This window comes from Flavobacterium sp. 245 (assembly GCF_004362055.1).
Classification (GTDB): Bacteria; Bacteroidota; Bacteroidia; order Flavobacteriales; family Flavobacteriaceae; genus Flavobacterium.
Genome location: NZ_SNXB01000013.1, coordinates 1 through 16,947 on the forward strand (window position 1 = coordinate 1; position 16,947 = coordinate 16,947).

Sequence of the window (16,947 nt, forward strand, 5' to 3'; positions counted from 1 at the left end):
AAGACTTCTACCCCTCGACTTGCATGTGTTAAGCCTGCCGCTAGCGTTCATCCTGAGCCAGGATCAAACTCTTCATCGTATATTGTCTGTTCTAACTGCTTAGAACTAATTATTATTCGAATCAGTCTCTATCGGTTCATTCTCGATCTCTCGATTATCTTACTCTTTATTCTTTTGTCTCGTTATAAAACGAGACGGCTGTCAATTCAATATGTCTACGAACGTATGTTTCTTTTTCAATTTCGCTTGTGTTTCAAAGCGGGTGCAAAAGTAGGCAGTTTATCCGCATTTACAAGACTTTTTTTCGTTTTTTTTTTATTTTTTTTAAAACTTTTTGCTAACTTTCTGATAACAATAAATTTAGCCGTTGAACTTTTTTCCATGCATGAAAGATTTTTCTCTCTATTTTATCATATTAAACAAAATGGGCTACTTAAAGACATCTCTTTTTAAAAAATTAGCAACAACTGACCTAACCACTTTTTGCTAATGTCCTAAATTATCTATTGTATTTGATTAAAATTTCTCTTGATCGACTAAGTTATTCTTATTATATATTACTATGTAAGTATTTAAAGCTTTTCAACCAGTTGCTTTCTTAAAAGCTATCCTCTTCTACAATGACAGTCAAAATTCCTCAAAAACAATTTCTACAATAAAAATCATATTGGAGTATTTTTTAGTATTATTGCATTTACACATTAAATCTATAGGAATAATATAAAATGAAAATAAATGCCATAATTAAGATATGCCACATTGTATTTATTGCTTTACTATATTCCCATAAATCAAATGCACAAGAGACTGAAAAACTATCTGAGCAATTTTTAGTAAATTTCGAAATAAGGCCACGCGCTGAATATACCTCAAACTATATTATTCCTCCTAACAATACAGTTGATCCTTATTTTTATATTTCGCAAAGAAATAGAATCTCTGCTCAGTACGAAAGGCAAAAATGGCTTATTAAATCTGATTTTCAAGAAATTCATCTCTGGGATCAAAAATATGACGCTTCAAAGGTAGGAAGCATAAATTTTTATCAACTTTTCTTAGAGACGAAATTTAAAAGCTTAAATGTTCGAATTGGAAGACAAAGCATCTTATTAGACAACGGCAGATTATTTTCTGATGCACCTTGGGCTCAACAAGGGCGAGCGCATGAAGGAATTCGGATAATGAAACAGACTGAGAAATTATCTGATGATTTTTTTGCCTTATTTACACGTAATTATAACACTGAATTTGAATCGGCTTATTCTCCTGTAGCGGCAAATAAATACAAATATTTATTGATCAACTATTTTAGATACAAATTTAATTCAACACTATCTTTCAATTCTATAACTGCTATGGATTTTTTAAAAAATACATACACTGAAAACTTGTATGCCCGAGCGACAGCAGGAGCCAGAATAGAATTTAATAAAAGAAATTGGTCCTATACACTTAATACCTATACTCAATTCGGCAAAAACATCAATGGCAAAAATCTGTCAGCATATTATTTTCAGCCTGAAATTAAATTCTCCACAAAAAAATCAATCTTGCGTTTAGGCGCTGAAATAATCAGTGGAAGTTCGCCAAGATTATCCACCAATACCACGGGTGACTTTGATGTTTTATACGGGGTAACATGGAAATTTAATGGAAACATGAATGTTTTTACTCGATTTCCAGCTGATGTTTCTGGGAAAGGATTGGTCAATCCTTATCTTTTTGCCACAGTATCCTTAAATTCAAAACTATCACTTCGTTCCGACTTCCATCTTTTTTACTCTCAATATCCTCTTCTAAATAATACAGGACAAGAACTGACAAAATATCTTGGCTTTGAAAATGATATTTCTGTAAAATATCAGCCAATAAAACAATTGGAAATTAATTGTGCTTTTTCATTTTATAAATCTTCCGGCACTATGAAATATCTTCCTAAAATACAGGATGAAACAAAGCTGGCTTATTGGAGTTATTTAATGCTTTCCTATTCTTTTAATGTTGTGAATTCAAAAAAAACTAAAAATTTAAAAAGTTAGTTTTAATAAAACTACCAGCTGTATTTCAAAATCAATCTTGGTAACTTCTTGAGCAAGAAAGGTTTCTTAAAGCTTAATAGAAAGCAAATCAGCCGAAGATATTTTTTTGCGTGATATATTATAAAGTGTTGAGGGAAGTATAGTAACAAAAAAAATCCAAATCCCAATTTTAAAATTGGGATTTGGATTTTTAAAAATATTGAAATTTTGAAAATTTAGTCCAAAATAAAACTCACGCTCACATTAGCAGTAATTTCAATTTCACCAATTGCTAAAGTTTCGTTTGAAGCTCCTAAAGCATCTGCAGTTTCTTTCATTCTCATAGAAGCGTACATTGGCTGTGGGTGATAAACTTGTGAATTATCAGAAATAACAAACGCTTTTCCAACTTTTTGACCTAGAACAGAAACATAATCTTCCGCTTTTGCTTTAGCATCTTTCATTGCCAATTTTCTAGCTTCTGTCTGCAATTGCAATTCTTTTGAAGATTCAAATGTTACTTTGTCAATTCGGTTTATTCCTTGCTGAACCAAGCCTTCCATTAATTCGTCGTATTTAGACAAATCTTTTACGATAATCTCTACAGTTTGTGTCGCATTATAACTCGTTTTTTTCTTTTCGTAGTCATACTGCGGATTCAAAGCTACCTGTTTTGTTTTGAAATCGACCGCTGGAATATTCATCTTTTTAATGAACTTTAAAACAGCGTCCATTTTTTCGTCATTTTGTTTTTTGACGTCTTTAGCATTATTCCCTTTTGTTTCAACCGTAGCCGAAATACAAACCTGATCAGGTGCTACTTTTACTTTTCCTTCGCCATTAACAGTGATTAGAGGCATTTGTTTGGTTTCCTGGCCGTAAGACATAGTCATAAACATGATTGTTAAAAATAATACTACTTTTTTCATTTTTGTTATATTTTAAATTATTGATAAGGGCATTTCAAAAGTTATGCCAGCCTTACAATTTTCCTAATTTAGCCATTCCAAAAAGTATAATAATTGGGAGCAACAGCAAAATAACGATGAAAGTATGCTCACTAATTAATGAAGGTTGCTTTATCAAAGTGATTAAGTATCCGCCTATTGCGCCTCCAAAATGTGCTGTGTGGCCAATATTATCATTTTTAGCTTTCATTCCATAAATTGAATACAATAAATATAAAATTCCGAAAATATAACCTTGGATTGGTATGACACCATATATTAACAACTCATTATTTGGTTCTAATAAAATTGAAGAATACAAAACACCCATTACCGCACCCGAAGCTCCAACAGCACGATAACTGTAATCGTTTTTATGGAACATCATCGTAAGAAGATTTCCAAAAATCAAACTTCCAAAATAAATAAGAATAAAGGAAAATGCATGAAGGTTGTCTATAACGGTTGGCGCAAAAAAGTAAAGCGTAAGCATATTAAATATTAAATGCATCATATCGACATGCAAAAATCCGGAAGAGAACATTCTTATTTGTTCTCCTGAACGAATACTTCCTACATGAAATTCGTATTTTCTAAAAAAAGAAAGATCATTAAATCCTTTGTAACTAACAACAACGTTCGCAACTATAATCCCTGCTAAAATAATATTCATAAAACTTATTTAATTTGAATTGTAAATATAGTTATTCTTAAACATATGTTAGGGTCAAAGCAAAATATCGCTCGCTATTCATTTTTGATTTATATTTGTAAAAAAAAATAAATGCAGTTTCTTGTCTATATTTTGGCCTATCCTTTTCTTTGGCTTATTTCTATTCTTCCTTTTCGAATATTTTACTGGCTTTCAGATTGTATTTACTTTCTGGTTTATTATGTTATTGGTTACCGTAGAAAAGTGGTTCGTGAAAATCTTGCGCTTACTTTGCCGCATTTAAGTGATGCCGAACGAAAAAACATCGAAAAGAAATTTTATCAGCATATGTGCGATATGTTTTTAGAGATGATCAAAACAATGAGTATTTCGCCAGAAGAAATGGAAAAAAGGTTTGTTATTACTAACATGGATCTTTTTCATGAATATGAAAAAAAAGGAAAAAGTGTCGTTCTGGTAGCTTCGCATTATGCTAGCTGGGAATGGCTTTTAACGCTTAATAAAAGAATGCTTTTTAATGGTGTTGGCGTTTACAAAAAAATTGCAAATCCTTATTTTGATAAACTGGTTCGAAAAATCAGAGGAAAATATGATGCGCAACTGGTTGAAACCAAAAAAGCAATTCCGCTGATGGCACAAAATCAAAGAGATGGAATTTTGAGTTTGTACGGACTCGCAAGCGATCAGTCGCCAAAATTAGATCGAATTTTTCATTCGATGAAATTTATGGGAATTGAAGTTCCTGTACATACAGGTGCTGAAATGCTGGCAAAAAAATACGACTTAAGTGTTATTTTTATTAAAGTAATGAAAGTTGGCAGAGGATATTATGAAGCAACTATTGTCCCAATTGCTGATAATCCAAAAGAATATGAAAATTTTGAAATTACCGAAATCTATTTAAGAGAAGTTGAAAAACAAATTCTCGAAGCTCCAGAATATTATTTATGGACGCATAAAAGATGGAAACATCGCGTTCAATAACAATTGCATAAAAATAATCAGAGTCCAAAAAGTTTTCGCTTTTTGGACTTTTTTCTTTTACAGAAATCAGACAATAGAAGAAAACTAACTTTTAAAATACTTAAAACACTTTTTTGATGTGTTTTTGTAATGATTTTTTATAGGTTTAGGATAAATACTAATTTACACAAACAGTATACATTTGAAAGCACTAAAAACTTTCCAAAAACCACTACAAATTAGTACTCATGATCAAAAAATTACTTTTTGCATTTCTTGCAATCTGCATTTCAAAAAACGCCCTTGCGCAAAGTCCGAAGCGAGGTATCGCCTACGGTAATAATTCAATCGCCGATTTACAAGCTTTAAAACCAGGAATTTCTTGGTGGTATAACTGGGGTAGAACTCCTGAAAATGACATCAATGCCAATTATGCTTCTTTGGGAGTTGAATATGTACCAATGGCATGGGGAAAATTGAATGATAATGAAGTACAGACTTTTATTAACAGTATAAAACCTGGAGCAAAGTACTTGCTCGCGTTCAACGAACCTAATTTTAATGACGGCGCACGCTTAACGCCTCAAGAAGCCGTAAATGCCTGGGCAAATGTTGAAAAAGTTGCCGCTGCAAAAAACTTAGAAATCGTAAGCGCATCTCCTGCTTATAATGGCCCAAATAATTACGGAGGATACAGCAGTCCAGTTGTTTGGCACAATGAGTTTTTTCTTTTATGTCCAACTTGCAAAGTCGATTATATTGCTTTTCATACTTATGATGACTCTGCAGGTTCTGTTGTTGGAGTTACAGGAAATTTAAAAGCATTTAATCGTCCAATATGGGTAACTGAATTTGCAAACCGAGTTATTCAAAGCGAAGCCGATAAAATCAGTTTTATGAAAGCGGTTGTAAGCAGTTTTGAAAATGATCCAGATATTTACCGATATTCTTGGTTTACCGGACGTGTCCCTGCTGATTGGGTTGACATGCTCGAAGGACAATTATTAAGTCCGAACAGCGGGGTTTTAAAACCAATTGGTACCGCATACATTAATGAAAGTTATACTTCTAAAAAAATGAATGTGCCAGGAAAAGTACCCGCAAATAAACATTATCGACGAAGAGGTACCGGATTGCAAAACTCACTCGACACCGGTGGCGGCGAACACGTATCGTCGATACAAGTTGGCGACTGGAATGAATTTTTACTAAATGTTGCCGATGCAGGAACGTACAACATAACCTTTAGAGTTGCAGCACCAGTTAACAATGGAAAGTTTGATATTCTTGTAAACGAGGTCGCGATAAAAACTGATGAAACTTTTCCAGCCACAGGAGATTGGCAAACTTTTACTAATAAAGAAGTAAACGGCGTTTATTTGCCAAAAGGAGAAGTTTACATGAAAATTAAATTCAAGTCTGACGGGATGAATTTCAATTTTATGGATTTTACTTTAGTCAATCTGGGAGTTAATGACCCTATTGCCGAAAAAGATTCGTTTACCATTTATCCGAATCCTGTAAAAAGTCAATCGACCCTTCATATCAAATCAGCCAGTACGGAACCTTTAACAATAAAAATTGTTGATATGAAAGGAATCGTTTGTTACGAATCAAAAAATTATTTCACTAATGAAGATATTAAAATCGGAGACAAACTTGCATCTGGAGTGTATATAGTAAATGCTTCTTATGGCAAAATTCGAAAATCAATTAAAATAATTAAAAATTAGAATTGTATAAAACAGAAAAAAGCCTCTTTTGAGATTTCAAAAGAGGCTTTTTGTATGTAAATCATAAGATTATAATCCTGCAATAACTTTTATTTCGTCAATAATTCTTAATGCTAATTTATCTGCAGATTCCTGCGTTGCAGATTCGGTATAAATACGAATAATTGGTTCTGTATTTGATTTTCTTAAATGAACCCATTCTACAGCAAAATCAATTTTCACACCATCAATTGTCGAAATATCTTCGTTTTTATATTTCTCTGTCATTTGAGTTAAAATGGCATCAACATCAATTTGTGGTGTTAATTCAATTTTATTTTTGCTCATGTAATATTCTGGATAAGAAGCTCTCAAAGCAGAAACCGACATTTTTTTATTTGCTAAATGCGTTAAAAACAAAGCCACTCCCACCAAGCTATCTCTTCCGTAATGCAATTCAGGATAAATAATTCCGCCGTTTCCTTCTCCGCCAATAACAGCATTATTTTTTTTCATCAATTCTACAACATTCACCTCTCCTACTGCGCTTGCTTCATAATTTCCGTTATGTCCTTTTGTAACATCGCGCAAAGCACGTGATGATGACATATTCGAAACTGTATTTCCAGGAGTTTTACTCAAAACATAATCGGCACAGGCAACTAGTGTATATTCTTCGCCAAACATTTCCCCGTCTTCGCTAATGAAAGCCAAACGATCAACATCTGGATCAACTACAACTCCTAAATGAGCACCTTCTTTCACAACTAATTCAGAAATATCAGTTAAATGTTCTTTTAAAGGTTCTGGATTATGAGGAAAATGTCCGTTTGGTTCGCAATATAATTTTACAACTTCAACTCCCATTTGTTCCAAAAGTTTCGGAATAATAATTCCTCCTGACGAATTTACGCCATCAACTACAACTTTAAATTTAGCCGCTTTGACAGCTTCAACATCTACTAAAGGCAAATTTAAAACTTCGTCAATATGAATATCCATATAAGCATCGTTTGGTGTGATTTCACCTAAACTGTCAACATCAGAAAAATCAAAGGCTTCAGCTTCGGCAATTTCAAGAATTTTAGCACCATCAGCACCGCTTAAAAATTCCCCTTTTTCATTTAATAATTTTAACGCATTCCATTGTTTCGGGTTATGAGAAGCCGTCAGGATAATTCCTCCATCAGCTTTTTCTAAAGGAACAGCAACTTCAACAGTTGGTGTTGTTGAAAGCCCAAGATCAATAACATCAATCCCTAAACCAATTAAAGTATTTACAACCAAATTGTGAATCATTGGCCCAGAAATTCTCGCATCGCGACCAATTACAACCGTTAATTTTTCTTTTGAAGCATTATTTTTTAAAAAGGTTCCGTATGCCGATGCAAATTTTACTGCGTCAACGGGAGTCAGGTTATCACCTACTTTCCCGCCAATTGTTCCGCGAATTCCGGATATTGATTTTATTAAAGTCATTTTAATGAGTTAAGGTTATTTTTATTACAAATATAGAAAAGTTCCTAAGGTTCTAAGATGCTTAGGGACTAAGATTTTTTTTAAAGTTGCTAAGAGACTAAGATGCTAAGATTCTAAGTTGCCTTGATTTTAAATAATTATCAAGTTTAAAAACTGTAAAACACTTCAATAAATCGATATTAAAAACTTTTCATACATTTACTAAAATAACTTAGTTTCTTAGTATCTTAGAAACTTAGGAGCTTAAAAAAAAATACATTTACTAAAATAAGTTAGTCCCTTAGCATCTTAGAACCTTAGCATCTTTAAAAAAATGAACTTCCTTGCTCATATATATCTTTCAGGCGATAATGATTTAATCAAAATTGGCAATTTTATGGCCGATGGCATTCGCGGAAAACAATTTGAACATTTCCCAGAAGATGTTCAAAAAGGAATTCTTTTGCACAGATTTATTGATACTTATACTGATTCGCACGATATTTTTAGACAGAGTACCAAACGCTTGCATGAAAAATACCATCATTACGCGGGTGTTATTGTTGATATTGTGTACGATCATTTTTTAGCCAAAAACTGGACTAAATATTCCGATGAAAATCTGGAAAGTTTCATCGACCGATTTTATAAATCATTAGATGAAAATTATTCTGTTTTAACTGAAAAAACACAAGGATTAATGCCTTACATGATTGAAAGAAACTGGCTTTTAAGCTACAGAACCGTTGAAGGAATTCATCAGATCCTGACTCAAATGGACCGAAGATCCAGAAACGTTTCGAAAATGCAGTTTGCGAGCGAAGAATTAAAAGAATTTTATGCCGAATTTGAGCAGGAATTCACTGTTTTTTTTGAAGATCTTCGACTTCATGCCAATCAAAAATTATTATCATTATAAAATCAAGCCGATTTAATATCTATTTCTTTTATGAAAAAAATTTCGTTTTTATTCTATCTTATATCTTTTTGCAGTTTTGCGCAGCAAGCGGTACATCCAACAGGTTTTACGGCATCAAAAGCAATGGTTGTTTCAGCCAGAGAAGAAGCCTCACAAATTGGTGTCGAAATAATGAAGAAAGGCGGTAATGCATTTGACGCAATGGTTGCAACCGAATTAGCTTTGGCAGTTGCTTACCCATATGCTGGAAACCTTGGTGGAGGCGGCTTTATGGTTTATCGAAAAGCAAATGGCGAAGTTGGAAGTCTTGATTACAGAGAAAAAGCACCACTAGCTGCCACAAAAAATATGTTTCTGGATAAAGATGGAAATGTGATAAAAGGAAAAAGTACTGAAACTGCTCTGGCAATTGGCATTCCTGGAACCATCGCTGGCGTATTTGCTGTTCATAAAAAATTAGGTTCTCTGCCAATGTCCGAAATCTTAAAGCCTGTAATTGCACTTGCTGAAAAAGGCGTTGTAGTAACTTTAAAACAGCAAAAACAACTAGAATCCTATCACGATGCGATTGTAAAAGTAAATGGGCCAAATACACTTATGGCTGGAAATTTTAAAGAAAAAGACACTATAAAATATCCTGCGCTAGCCAGTACTTTAAAACGAATCTTAAAAAATGGAAAAGACGAGTTTTATAAGGGCAAAACCGCTCAGATTTTAGTTGATTATTTACAGAAAAAAGGAAGCATTATTACACTTAAAGATTTGGCACTTTATGAAGCGAAATGGAGAAAACCGCTCCAATTTGACTATAAAGATTTAAAAATCACTTCGATGGCTCCACCAAGCAGCGGCGGAATTTGCCTCGCTCAGATCATGAGAATGGTTTCACCATTTTATCTATCAAAAATGGGGCATAATTCAGAACAGTCAATTCAAGTAATTGTCGAAGCAGAAAGAAGAGCCTATGCCGATAGAAGTCAGTTTCTAGGTGATCCAGATTTTGTAAAAATTCCAATTAATGGGCTATTAGCCGACGATTATTTAAAAGAGCGAATGTCAACATTTGATTCAGAAAAAGCGACTTTGTCATCAGATATTAAAGAAGGAAAAGTTACTTATAATGAAAGTACAGAAACAACACATTACTCTATTGTAGATCAATTTGGAAACGCTGTTTCGGCCACGACTACTATCAATGACGGATTTGGATCAAAATATTATTGTGATGAATTGGGCTTTTTCTTAAACAACGAAATGGATGATTTTAGTGCAAAACCTGGATCTCCAAATATGTTTGGACTTGTTGGAAATGAAGCCAACAGCATTGTACCGCAAAAAAGAATGCTGAGTTCTATGACTCCGACAATTGTAGAAAAAAATGGAAAACTTTTTATGGTAGTAGGTTCTCCAGGCGGATCTACAATTATTACATCTGTCCTGCAGACTATTTTAAATGTCTACGAGTATAATTTAAGTATGCAGGACGCAGTTAATGCTCCTCGATTTCACCATCAATGGCTTCCCGATTTAATTACTTTCGAGCCTAAGGCTTTCAGTGATAAAACATTAGAAAATTTAAGAGCAAAAGGCTATTTGATTAATGAAAAAACGACACCAGTAATTGGCAAAGTTGATGCTATTTTGGTTCTGCCTGATAATAAGCTCGAAGGAGGCGCAGATTTTAGAGGTGACGACAAGGCAGTAGGATTTTAAAAGATAACATTTACACCAAAAAACTTGAAAAAATTGATTGTTTAGAGCTAAATTTGCATTCCCCTGAACTTTGTAAAAAAATTATGATAAAGCGACTTTTTCGAAAATTAGAAACCATTATTGCCTTAGCTCAATCTTTATTGACGCCAAAGCAGTTTATTTTTTTATCAAGTGTACTAGTCGGTATTTCATGTGCTTTTGCGGTAATTATATTAAAAACTTTTGCCCATAGCGTTTTTTCTTTTGCAACCTATATCAGCGGCATTTTAAAACTAGGCTTCATTAATAGTATCCTGCCGATAATAGGGATTTTATTGACTGTCTTGGTTATAAAAAAGGTTTTAAACGGAACGATACAAAAAGGAACTTCACAAATTTTATATGCCGTTGCAAAAAAAGCAAGCATCATTCCGAAAAAACAAATGTATGCGCAAATTATCACAAGCTCTTTAACTGTAGGTTTAGGAGGTTCTGCCGGATTAGAAAGTCCGATTGTTGTTACCGGAGCTGCTTTTGGATCTAATTATGCTCAAAATTATAAATTGGCCTACAAAGACCGAACGCTACTGATTGGATGCGGTGTTGCAGCCGGAATTGCAGCTGCTTTTAATGCTCCAATTGCAGGAGTTCTTTTTGCTATTGAAGTTTTATTGGTTGATGTAAGTATAGCGGCTTTTACCCCAATTATGATTTCTGCGGCTACTGGTGCATTGGTTTCAGCAATTGTTTTAGATGAAACGATTCTGTTATCTTTCAAAAGACAAGAAACTTTTAATTATCATAATATTCCTTTTTATGTGATTTTAGGCTTTTTAACTGGTTTTATTGCTATTTATTATTCACGAAACTTTCAGCGTGTAGAACATTATTTTGCCGAAATGAAAATCGGGCCGTACAAAAAAGCACTTATTGGTTCCTCTCTTTTGGCTTTACTTATTTTTGTTTTCCCTACTCTATTTGGCGAAGGATATGAAAGCATTAAAACGTTATCTGAAAATGATCCCGGACAACTTCTAGACAATACACTTTTTGCTGATTTTAGAAACAATCATTGGGTGTTGCTTTTATTTGTTGGATGTACGATGATGGTAAAAGTTTTTGCATCTGGGCTTACCATTGGAAGCGGCGGTAATGGAGGGAATTTTGCTCCTTCTCTATTTCTAGGTTCTTATTTAGGCTATTTTTTCTCTAAACTAGTAAATCTGACAGGTTTATCAAATTTGCCAATCAGTAATTTTACAATGGTAGGAATGGCCGGAATTTTGAGCGGATTATTTCATGCGCCATTAACCGCAATTTTCCTTATTGCCGAAATTACAGGAGGTTACGGCTTAATGATTCCGCTTATGATTGTTTCATCAATTAGTTTTGCAATTTCAAAACGTTTTGAAAAATATTCGCTTGACGTAAAAAATCTTGCTAAAAAAGGCCACGCATTTACCAGCAATAAAGATTCAAATATCTTATCAACTTTAGATATTGACACCATTATTCAGTGTGATTATTTAACTGTTCATCCTGAAGAAAATTTAAGCAAATTAGTTGATCTTATTTCGCATTCCAATCAAGTTGTTTTTGCTGTTGTCAATAACGAAAAAGAGTTGGTAGGCGTTGTACATTTTAACGATATTCGAGAAATCATTTTTAATACCTATCGCGTCAAATACACTCAAATAAAAGATGTTATGAAAACACCAGCTGCCACTATTTCCTCTTATGACAGCATGGAAATTGTAATGACAAAATTCGAAAATTCAAAATCAGCATTTCTTCCCGTTTTACGAAATGAGAAATATTATGGTTTTATTTCGAAATCTATTGCACTTGAAGCATATAGAATGAAATTGCGTTCTATGACGATTGAGTAATTAATTTATTAATCCTAAAGCAGTATTTTCTTTTCTTTCCAAAAACAACCAAATACCACCAAAATCTATTATGAAAATTAAAGCCATAATCATTGATGATGATTTAGAATGCAGAGAATTAATTCATGATTATTGCAACAGTTTGTTTTCTGATAAAATTGAGATTTTAGATTTATGCGACTCTGTCGATGCAGCAATTATGTCGATAGAAAAAAACAAACCTGACTTAGTTTTTCTAGACATTGAAATGCCCGAAAAAGATGGTTTTGAACTAATTGAGCATTTCGATAAAGTTAACTTTGAAGTGGTTTTTGTTACTGGACATTCTAACCATTTTATAAAAGCTATAGAATGCAGTGCTTTAAATTATTTAATGAAACCTATAAATCCGTTGAACATAAAATCGATTCTTGATAATTATGAAAGTACAAAGGATCTTACACCACACATAAACAGGATTGAAATTTTCAAAAGCAATGTAAACAACTCTAATAACGATAATACAATTAATAGCACTATTATTTTCTCAAATATAAAAGGTTTTTCAGCGACATTAGTTTCAGACATTATCTATTGTGAATCATCGAACAGTAGTGGAAAGTGTAAAATAGTAACTACTACAGATACTATCATTGTCTCAAGAAAGATGAAACAAATGAGGGAATCACTTCCGGAAAAAGAGTTTTTAAAAGTTAGCAGCAGTTATATCATCAATAGAAATTTTTTTAAATCTTTTGAGACAAAAGAATCAAAGTTAACCTTGAGAAATGGCGTAACCGTAAAAGTTTCAGAAGATTATTACAACAAAAAACAACTAATGAATGCTATTCAGAAATAACTACACTTTTTGCTTTTTATTTTTACTGATTTCATTTTCCTGGGCACAACAAAAACCTTCAAAAAATTACACAACCGCAGATGGACTTCCTAACAATGCGGTTCGTTCCTTATTTATAGACAAGGCATCAAACTTATGGATAGGAACAGAAAATGGAATTTCAATATTAGAAAACGGTAATTTTACCAATCTTGTTTTTCCAAAAAATATCAGCAATTACAGCTGTTGGGACATCATTCAAGATAGTAAAGGCAATATGTGGTTTGCCAGTTATGCAGGCGGTGTTTATACTTTTAACGGTAAAAAATTCACTGTAATTAATCAGAAAAAAGGTTTGGCCAATGATAGAGCCCGAAAACTTTTTACCTACGAAAATAAAATTTTTGTTGGTACTGAATTAGGCGTTTCTATAATTGACATCAATACGAATCAAGTTCTAAATCCAAAAGGAATTGAACCTCATTTTGGCGTTTTTATAGTCAGTGATTTCTTTGTTTATAAAAATGAAGTCTATTTTTCAGCTATAAATGAAGGTCTATTTAAAATTAGTTACTCCAAAGCTAGCCCGCTTATAAAAAAAGTTATTAGTTATCGATTTGCTTATAGCTTAGGATTTTATGACAACATTATTTTTAGCGGCAATAAAGGTTTTCTAGATCGTTTTAGAATTAACGATACCATTTCTAATAGGATTTCATCAGAACCTTTTGGAAAATCAATCGTCTGGGATTTTGTAAAAGACAAAAGAAATACGCTTTATGCTGCTGCTTGGGGTGTGTTTGATTTAAGCGGAGGACTTTATAAAATTGAAAACAGCCAAATGGAGGAAATTTCAGAGCAATTTGGGCTTGATTCTAAAAACTTACTCAACGTTGTTTACAATTCAAAAAAGGACATTTTATATGTTGGCTCTAAAGACAAAGGAATTTATGAAATTGGTTTAGACAACCCTATCAATTATAATTCTTTCAGCAATAAAACTATTGTTGATCTGGAAAAATGGAATGATGAGAAAATAATTCTTCATCAGGATGGAATTTCATTTTTGGATCACAAAAACAATGTTTTACAAACAATTAATTTAACTGCATTCAAAAATTTTGAATTCAATTATATCAAAACGTCCACAAATAAATTACCTACACACAAAGATGGGTTTTACGAATTAAACTATGAAACCCCAGCTTCTAAAATTGAGTTTTATGAAGTTTTAAAACATCATAATTCCTTATGGGTTACGAGTAATATTGGAATTTTTGAGATTAACTCTAAGAAAGAAATAAAAAACTATCTACCCATTCACACTTATAAAATTGGTTTTACCAATGACAATAAATTCATTGAAACCATTCCTTATGGTGGTGTTCGGGTTTACGATAATGTATATCAGCTCAAAGCAAAACATTTTTCTGAATTTGATAGTAATACACCCGTTGACATTGTTGGAATAGCAAATACAGAGAAAAAAACTTATTTAATTTCTGTTTTTAAAGGATTATTTGAATATGGAAACCATGCATTCCATTCGCTTCTGAATAAAAAGATATGGGCAGAAAGCAAGCTGAAATTTATAACTAAAAACAAAGACGGACATTTAATTGTTGCCTCAGAGTTTGGTGCTGTATCAGTCTTAGATGTATCAAAATCTTTTCGAGTTTTAAAAATGATTCCAAAAAATAAAATCATTGGAAATACTATTACTTTTTTAGAAGCATACGAAGATTACATTTTTATTGGAACAGAAAAAGGAATAAATATTTGTAAAGACAATACAATTCGTTTGTTTGACAAAGAACAAGGCTTAAATGATTGCGATGTTACAGCTTCGTCAATTATTGAAAACCAATTATGGCTGGGAACAAAAAAAGGATTTTTTACTATAGATTTAAAAAAAATTATCCAAACTCAGGAAACAGTTTCTAAAATTGAAATCAGAGCCATCAGCATCAATTCTATTCCGATAAAAGAATCAAATTTTAATTGGTTTACTTACAACTCAAATCAATTAATCTGCGATTATAAACACAATACTTTTTCTATTGATTTTGTTCCAAAAGGACATTCATTTCCAAATAAATTAAAATTTAGATACCGATTAAAAGCTACCAATCAATGGAGTCCTTATTTTACAAAACCGACCATTTATCTATCGTATTTACCTAACGACAATTACAATCTTGAAATTCAAGTTTCAGATCTTAATGCGGGAATAACAAGCGCTTTCAAAGTTTTAAATATTATTGTAAATCCACCGTTTTGGAAAACCTGGTGGTTCTATACTTTGTTACTTGTAGTTATGACTGCCGGAATACTTTCTATTATTTTAAGAATCAAAAAACAAACCCGCCAAAAAGCATTAACCGAAAATTTAATCGCAAAAGCAAAACTTGAGGCATTGCTAAGTCAAATGAATCCGCATTTCACATTCAATGCTTTAAATACAATTCAGCGATTTGTTTTTAATAGAGATGCTATCCACTCTGCAATTTATATTAGCGAATTTGCCTATTTAATGAGGCAGACCTTAGATAATTCTTCAAAACAAACCATTACAATAGAAGATGAAATAGAATATTTAACTACTTATATTTCAATCGAAAACCAGCGTTTTGGAAACAAAATTAAACATCAGATAATGATTGATGAGAACATCGATGTTTATGAGACTGTAATTCCAACAATGTTTTTACAGCCTTTTGTTGAAAATATTTTCAAACATGCTTTTGGTGGAAATCATCTGCATCCTGAATTCAAAATTGAATTTTTATTATTAGGTAAAAATCTATTAGAAATCAAAATAACAGATAACGGAAAAGCTACTAAAAAGGTATCCAAAATGCATGTTTCGCGAGGAATTACAATTGCAAGAGAACGCATACAAATTCTACAGCCTAAAAATACAAATCCAATCCAGATTGATTTTTCAGAAAACGGAACAACTGTTCAACTCCAATTGTTTATTTAATATAATTTTAGAAATAAAATCCCTCTTTTATGGAATAGAAATACCACATTATAGATGTGGTGTTTTTTGTTTGTAAAGATGTATTTAGTTTTGGTCAAATAACCCAAAACCAAATTATTATGCCTAATTTTTATTGTGAATACTGCGGTTCAAAGAGCTCAAACATTTCAACCTTAACAGGAAATTCTTGTTCCCGTCATCCACTTGGATCAGGAAAAGGAAAACACAAACTTTACGAAGGATCAGAAAAAGCAAAATACAATTGTAAATACTGCGGTACTTCATCTTCATCAATTTCAACTTTAACCGGAAACTCATGTTCCAGACATCCAAATGGAAATGGAAAAGGGAAACATGCGCCTGCGTTGTAGTTTCTTCTTAAATATTAATCTAATAGTTAAAACTTTATAAAACTATTCTAAAATGGAAAAAAATACAAATATACAAGTTCAAGAGGTCGAAATTTTATACGAGAAAATAGAGCAAGCATCTGACAAATATTTACAAAAAACGCAAGACTTAAGCGATAATATTCAAAAAATATCGGGGTTAGCAAATGACATGGGTAATATATATCTAGAGTCGAAAAGATTAGATAATGAAAATTTAAAATTAAAAAATGAATTAACAACAATTTTATCTGAATTTAAGCTAAAACAAAGTATCATAAATAATGTGTTTGCTGAAAGAAGCCAAATTATAGATAAACATTTTGAAATTATTGATAAGGGTTTAAAGGAAAATAATGAAAAATTAATTTTAGAAGGATTAAAAGGGGTGAGCGATTTTGTTTCGAAAAATCCATTGGAAAATTTTGATCTCTTTAATAAAGTTTTGACCGATAAAAACACGCCGCTTGAGTTGGATTTTTAG

13 protein-coding genes and 1 rRNA gene are annotated in these 16,947 nt (G+C 32.3%); 10 read left to right on the forward strand and 4 right to left on the reverse strand.

Annotated features, from left to right (window positions below; translation table 11 throughout):
- Nucleotides 1–79 (reverse strand): 16S ribosomal RNA (locus EV145_RS19705); the annotation flags it as partial.
- A 646-nt stretch (nt 80–725) separates the two neighbouring features.
- On the opposite strand from EV145_RS19705, the gene EV145_RS19710 reads away from it, so the two are divergent.
- Nucleotides 726–2,039 carry an alginate export family protein gene (locus tag EV145_RS19710; RefSeq protein WP_133526906.1) on the forward strand — a complete coding sequence of 438 codons (1,314 nt, stop codon included), beginning with the start codon at nt 726–728 and terminating at the stop codon, nt 2,037–2,039.
- Between the two features lie 215 nt (nt 2,040–2,254).
- Here EV145_RS19710 and EV145_RS19715 read toward each other — a convergent pair whose 3' ends face one another.
- Both EV145_RS19715 and EV145_RS19720 read right to left on the reverse strand, forming a co-directional pair.
- The gene (locus tag EV145_RS19715; RefSeq protein ID WP_133526907.1) at nt 2,255–2,947 is read right to left on the reverse strand and encodes an SIMPL domain-containing protein; all 693 of its coding nucleotides are present in this window, start codon (nt 2,945–2,947) and stop codon (nt 2,255–2,257) included.
- Nucleotides 2,948–2,999: 52 nt separating this feature from the next.
- Nucleotides 3,000–3,638 carry a rhomboid family intramembrane serine protease gene (locus EV145_RS19720; protein ID WP_133526908.1) on the reverse strand — a complete coding sequence of 213 codons (639 nt, stop codon included), beginning with the start codon at nt 3,636–3,638 and terminating at the stop codon, nt 3,000–3,002.
- A 111-nt stretch (nt 3,639–3,749) separates the two neighbouring features.
- Here EV145_RS19720 and EV145_RS19725 point away from each other — a divergent pair, with 111 nt between their 5' ends.
- Together EV145_RS19725 and EV145_RS19730 are read left to right on the forward strand one after the other, a co-directional pair.
- The gene (locus EV145_RS19725) at nt 3,750–4,622 is read left to right on the forward strand and encodes a lysophospholipid acyltransferase family protein (protein WP_133526909.1); all 873 of its coding nucleotides are present in this window, start codon (nt 3,750–3,752) and stop codon (nt 4,620–4,622) included.
- Nucleotides 4,623–4,849: 227 nt separating this feature from the next.
- Nucleotides 4,850–6,334 carry a glycosyl hydrolase gene (locus EV145_RS19730; protein WP_133526910.1) on the forward strand — a complete coding sequence of 495 codons (1,485 nt, stop codon included), beginning with the start codon at nt 4,850–4,852 and terminating at the stop codon, nt 6,332–6,334.
- Between the two features lie 69 nt (nt 6,335–6,403).
- On the opposite strand, the gene glmM is transcribed toward EV145_RS19730, so the two are convergent.
- Nucleotides 6,404–7,792: a phosphoglucosamine mutase gene (gene glmM, locus EV145_RS19735; protein ID WP_133526911.1), complete on the reverse strand. Its 1,389-nt coding sequence runs from the start codon at nt 7,790–7,792 to the stop codon at nt 6,404–6,406.
- A gap of 313 nt (nt 7,793–8,105) precedes the next feature.
- Between glmM and EV145_RS19740 the strand changes: the two genes are divergently transcribed.
- The 7 genes from EV145_RS19740 (at nt 8,106) to EV145_RS19770 (ending at nt 16,947) form a co-directional block, all read left to right on the forward strand.
- On the forward strand, nt 8,106–8,690 hold the full coding sequence (locus EV145_RS19740) for an ACP phosphodiesterase (protein ID WP_133526912.1): 585 nt from the start codon (nt 8,106–8,108) through the stop codon (nt 8,688–8,690).
- A 30-nt stretch (nt 8,691–8,720) separates the two neighbouring features.
- Nucleotides 8,721–10,403: a gamma-glutamyltransferase gene (gene ggt / locus EV145_RS19745; protein ID WP_133526913.1), complete on the forward strand. Its 1,683-nt coding sequence runs from the start codon at nt 8,721–8,723 to the stop codon at nt 10,401–10,403.
- 83 nt (nt 10,404–10,486) lie between these two features.
- Nucleotides 10,487–12,271: a chloride channel protein gene (locus EV145_RS19750; RefSeq protein WP_133526914.1), complete on the forward strand. Its 1,785-nt coding sequence runs from the start codon at nt 10,487–10,489 to the stop codon at nt 12,269–12,271.
- A 70-nt stretch (nt 12,272–12,341) separates the two neighbouring features.
- Nucleotides 12,342–13,109 (forward strand): LytR/AlgR family response regulator transcription factor, encoded by a 768-nt coding sequence (locus tag EV145_RS19755; protein WP_133526915.1) that lies wholly within the window; start codon nt 12,342–12,344, stop codon nt 13,107–13,109.
- Nucleotides 13,093–16,074, forward strand: a complete 2,982-nt coding sequence (locus tag EV145_RS19760) for a histidine kinase (protein ID WP_133526916.1) — start codon at nt 13,093–13,095, stop codon at nt 16,072–16,074. The genes EV145_RS19755 and EV145_RS19760 overlap by 17 nt, the downstream gene beginning before the upstream one ends.
- Nucleotides 16,075–16,193: 119 nt before the next feature.
- A complete protein-coding gene (locus EV145_RS19765) occupies nt 16,194–16,445 on the forward strand; it encodes a hypothetical protein (protein WP_133526917.1) in 252 nt (83 codons plus the stop codon).
- 52 nt (nt 16,446–16,497) lie between these two features.
- Nucleotides 16,498–16,947: a hypothetical protein gene (locus tag EV145_RS19770; protein ID WP_133526918.1), complete on the forward strand. Its 450-nt coding sequence runs from the start codon at nt 16,498–16,500 to the stop codon at nt 16,945–16,947.

What these genes read in the sequence shown, in the direction of transcription:
- EV145_RS19765 (WP_133526917.1), top strand. Translation starts at nt 16,194, where the DNA reads ATGCCTAATTTTTATTGTGAATACTGCGGTTCAAAGAGCTCAAACATT.
- EV145_RS19720 (WP_133526908.1), bottom strand. Translation starts at nt 3,638, where the DNA reads ATGAATATTATTTTAGCAGGGATTATAGTTGCGAACGTTGTTGTTAGT.
- glmM (WP_133526911.1), bottom strand. Translation starts at nt 7,792, where the DNA reads ATGACTTTAATAAAATCAATATCCGGAATTCGCGGAACAATTGGCGGG.
- EV145_RS19770 (WP_133526918.1), top strand. Translation starts at nt 16,498, where the DNA reads ATGGAAAAAAATACAAATATACAAGTTCAAGAGGTCGAAATTTTATAC.
- EV145_RS19710 (WP_133526906.1), top strand. Translation starts at nt 726, where the DNA reads ATGAAAATAAATGCCATAATTAAGATATGCCACATTGTATTTATTGCT.
- EV145_RS19740 (WP_133526912.1), top strand. Translation starts at nt 8,106, where the DNA reads ATGAACTTCCTTGCTCATATATATCTTTCAGGCGATAATGATTTAATC.
- EV145_RS19730 (WP_133526910.1), top strand. Translation starts at nt 4,850, where the DNA reads ATGATCAAAAAATTACTTTTTGCATTTCTTGCAATCTGCATTTCAAAA.
- ggt (WP_133526913.1), top strand. Translation starts at nt 8,721, where the DNA reads ATGAAAAAAATTTCGTTTTTATTCTATCTTATATCTTTTTGCAGTTTT.
- EV145_RS19715 (WP_133526907.1), bottom strand. Translation starts at nt 2,947, where the DNA reads ATGAAAAAAGTAGTATTATTTTTAACAATCATGTTTATGACTATGTCT.
- EV145_RS19755 (WP_133526915.1), top strand. Translation starts at nt 12,342, where the DNA reads ATGAAAATTAAAGCCATAATCATTGATGATGATTTAGAATGCAGAGAA.
- EV145_RS19750 (WP_133526914.1), top strand. Translation starts at nt 10,487, where the DNA reads ATGATAAAGCGACTTTTTCGAAAATTAGAAACCATTATTGCCTTAGCT.
- EV145_RS19725 (WP_133526909.1), top strand. Translation starts at nt 3,750, where the DNA reads ATGCAGTTTCTTGTCTATATTTTGGCCTATCCTTTTCTTTGGCTTATT.
- EV145_RS19760 (WP_133526916.1), top strand. Translation starts at nt 13,093, where the DNA reads ATGCTATTCAGAAATAACTACACTTTTTGCTTTTTATTTTTACTGATT.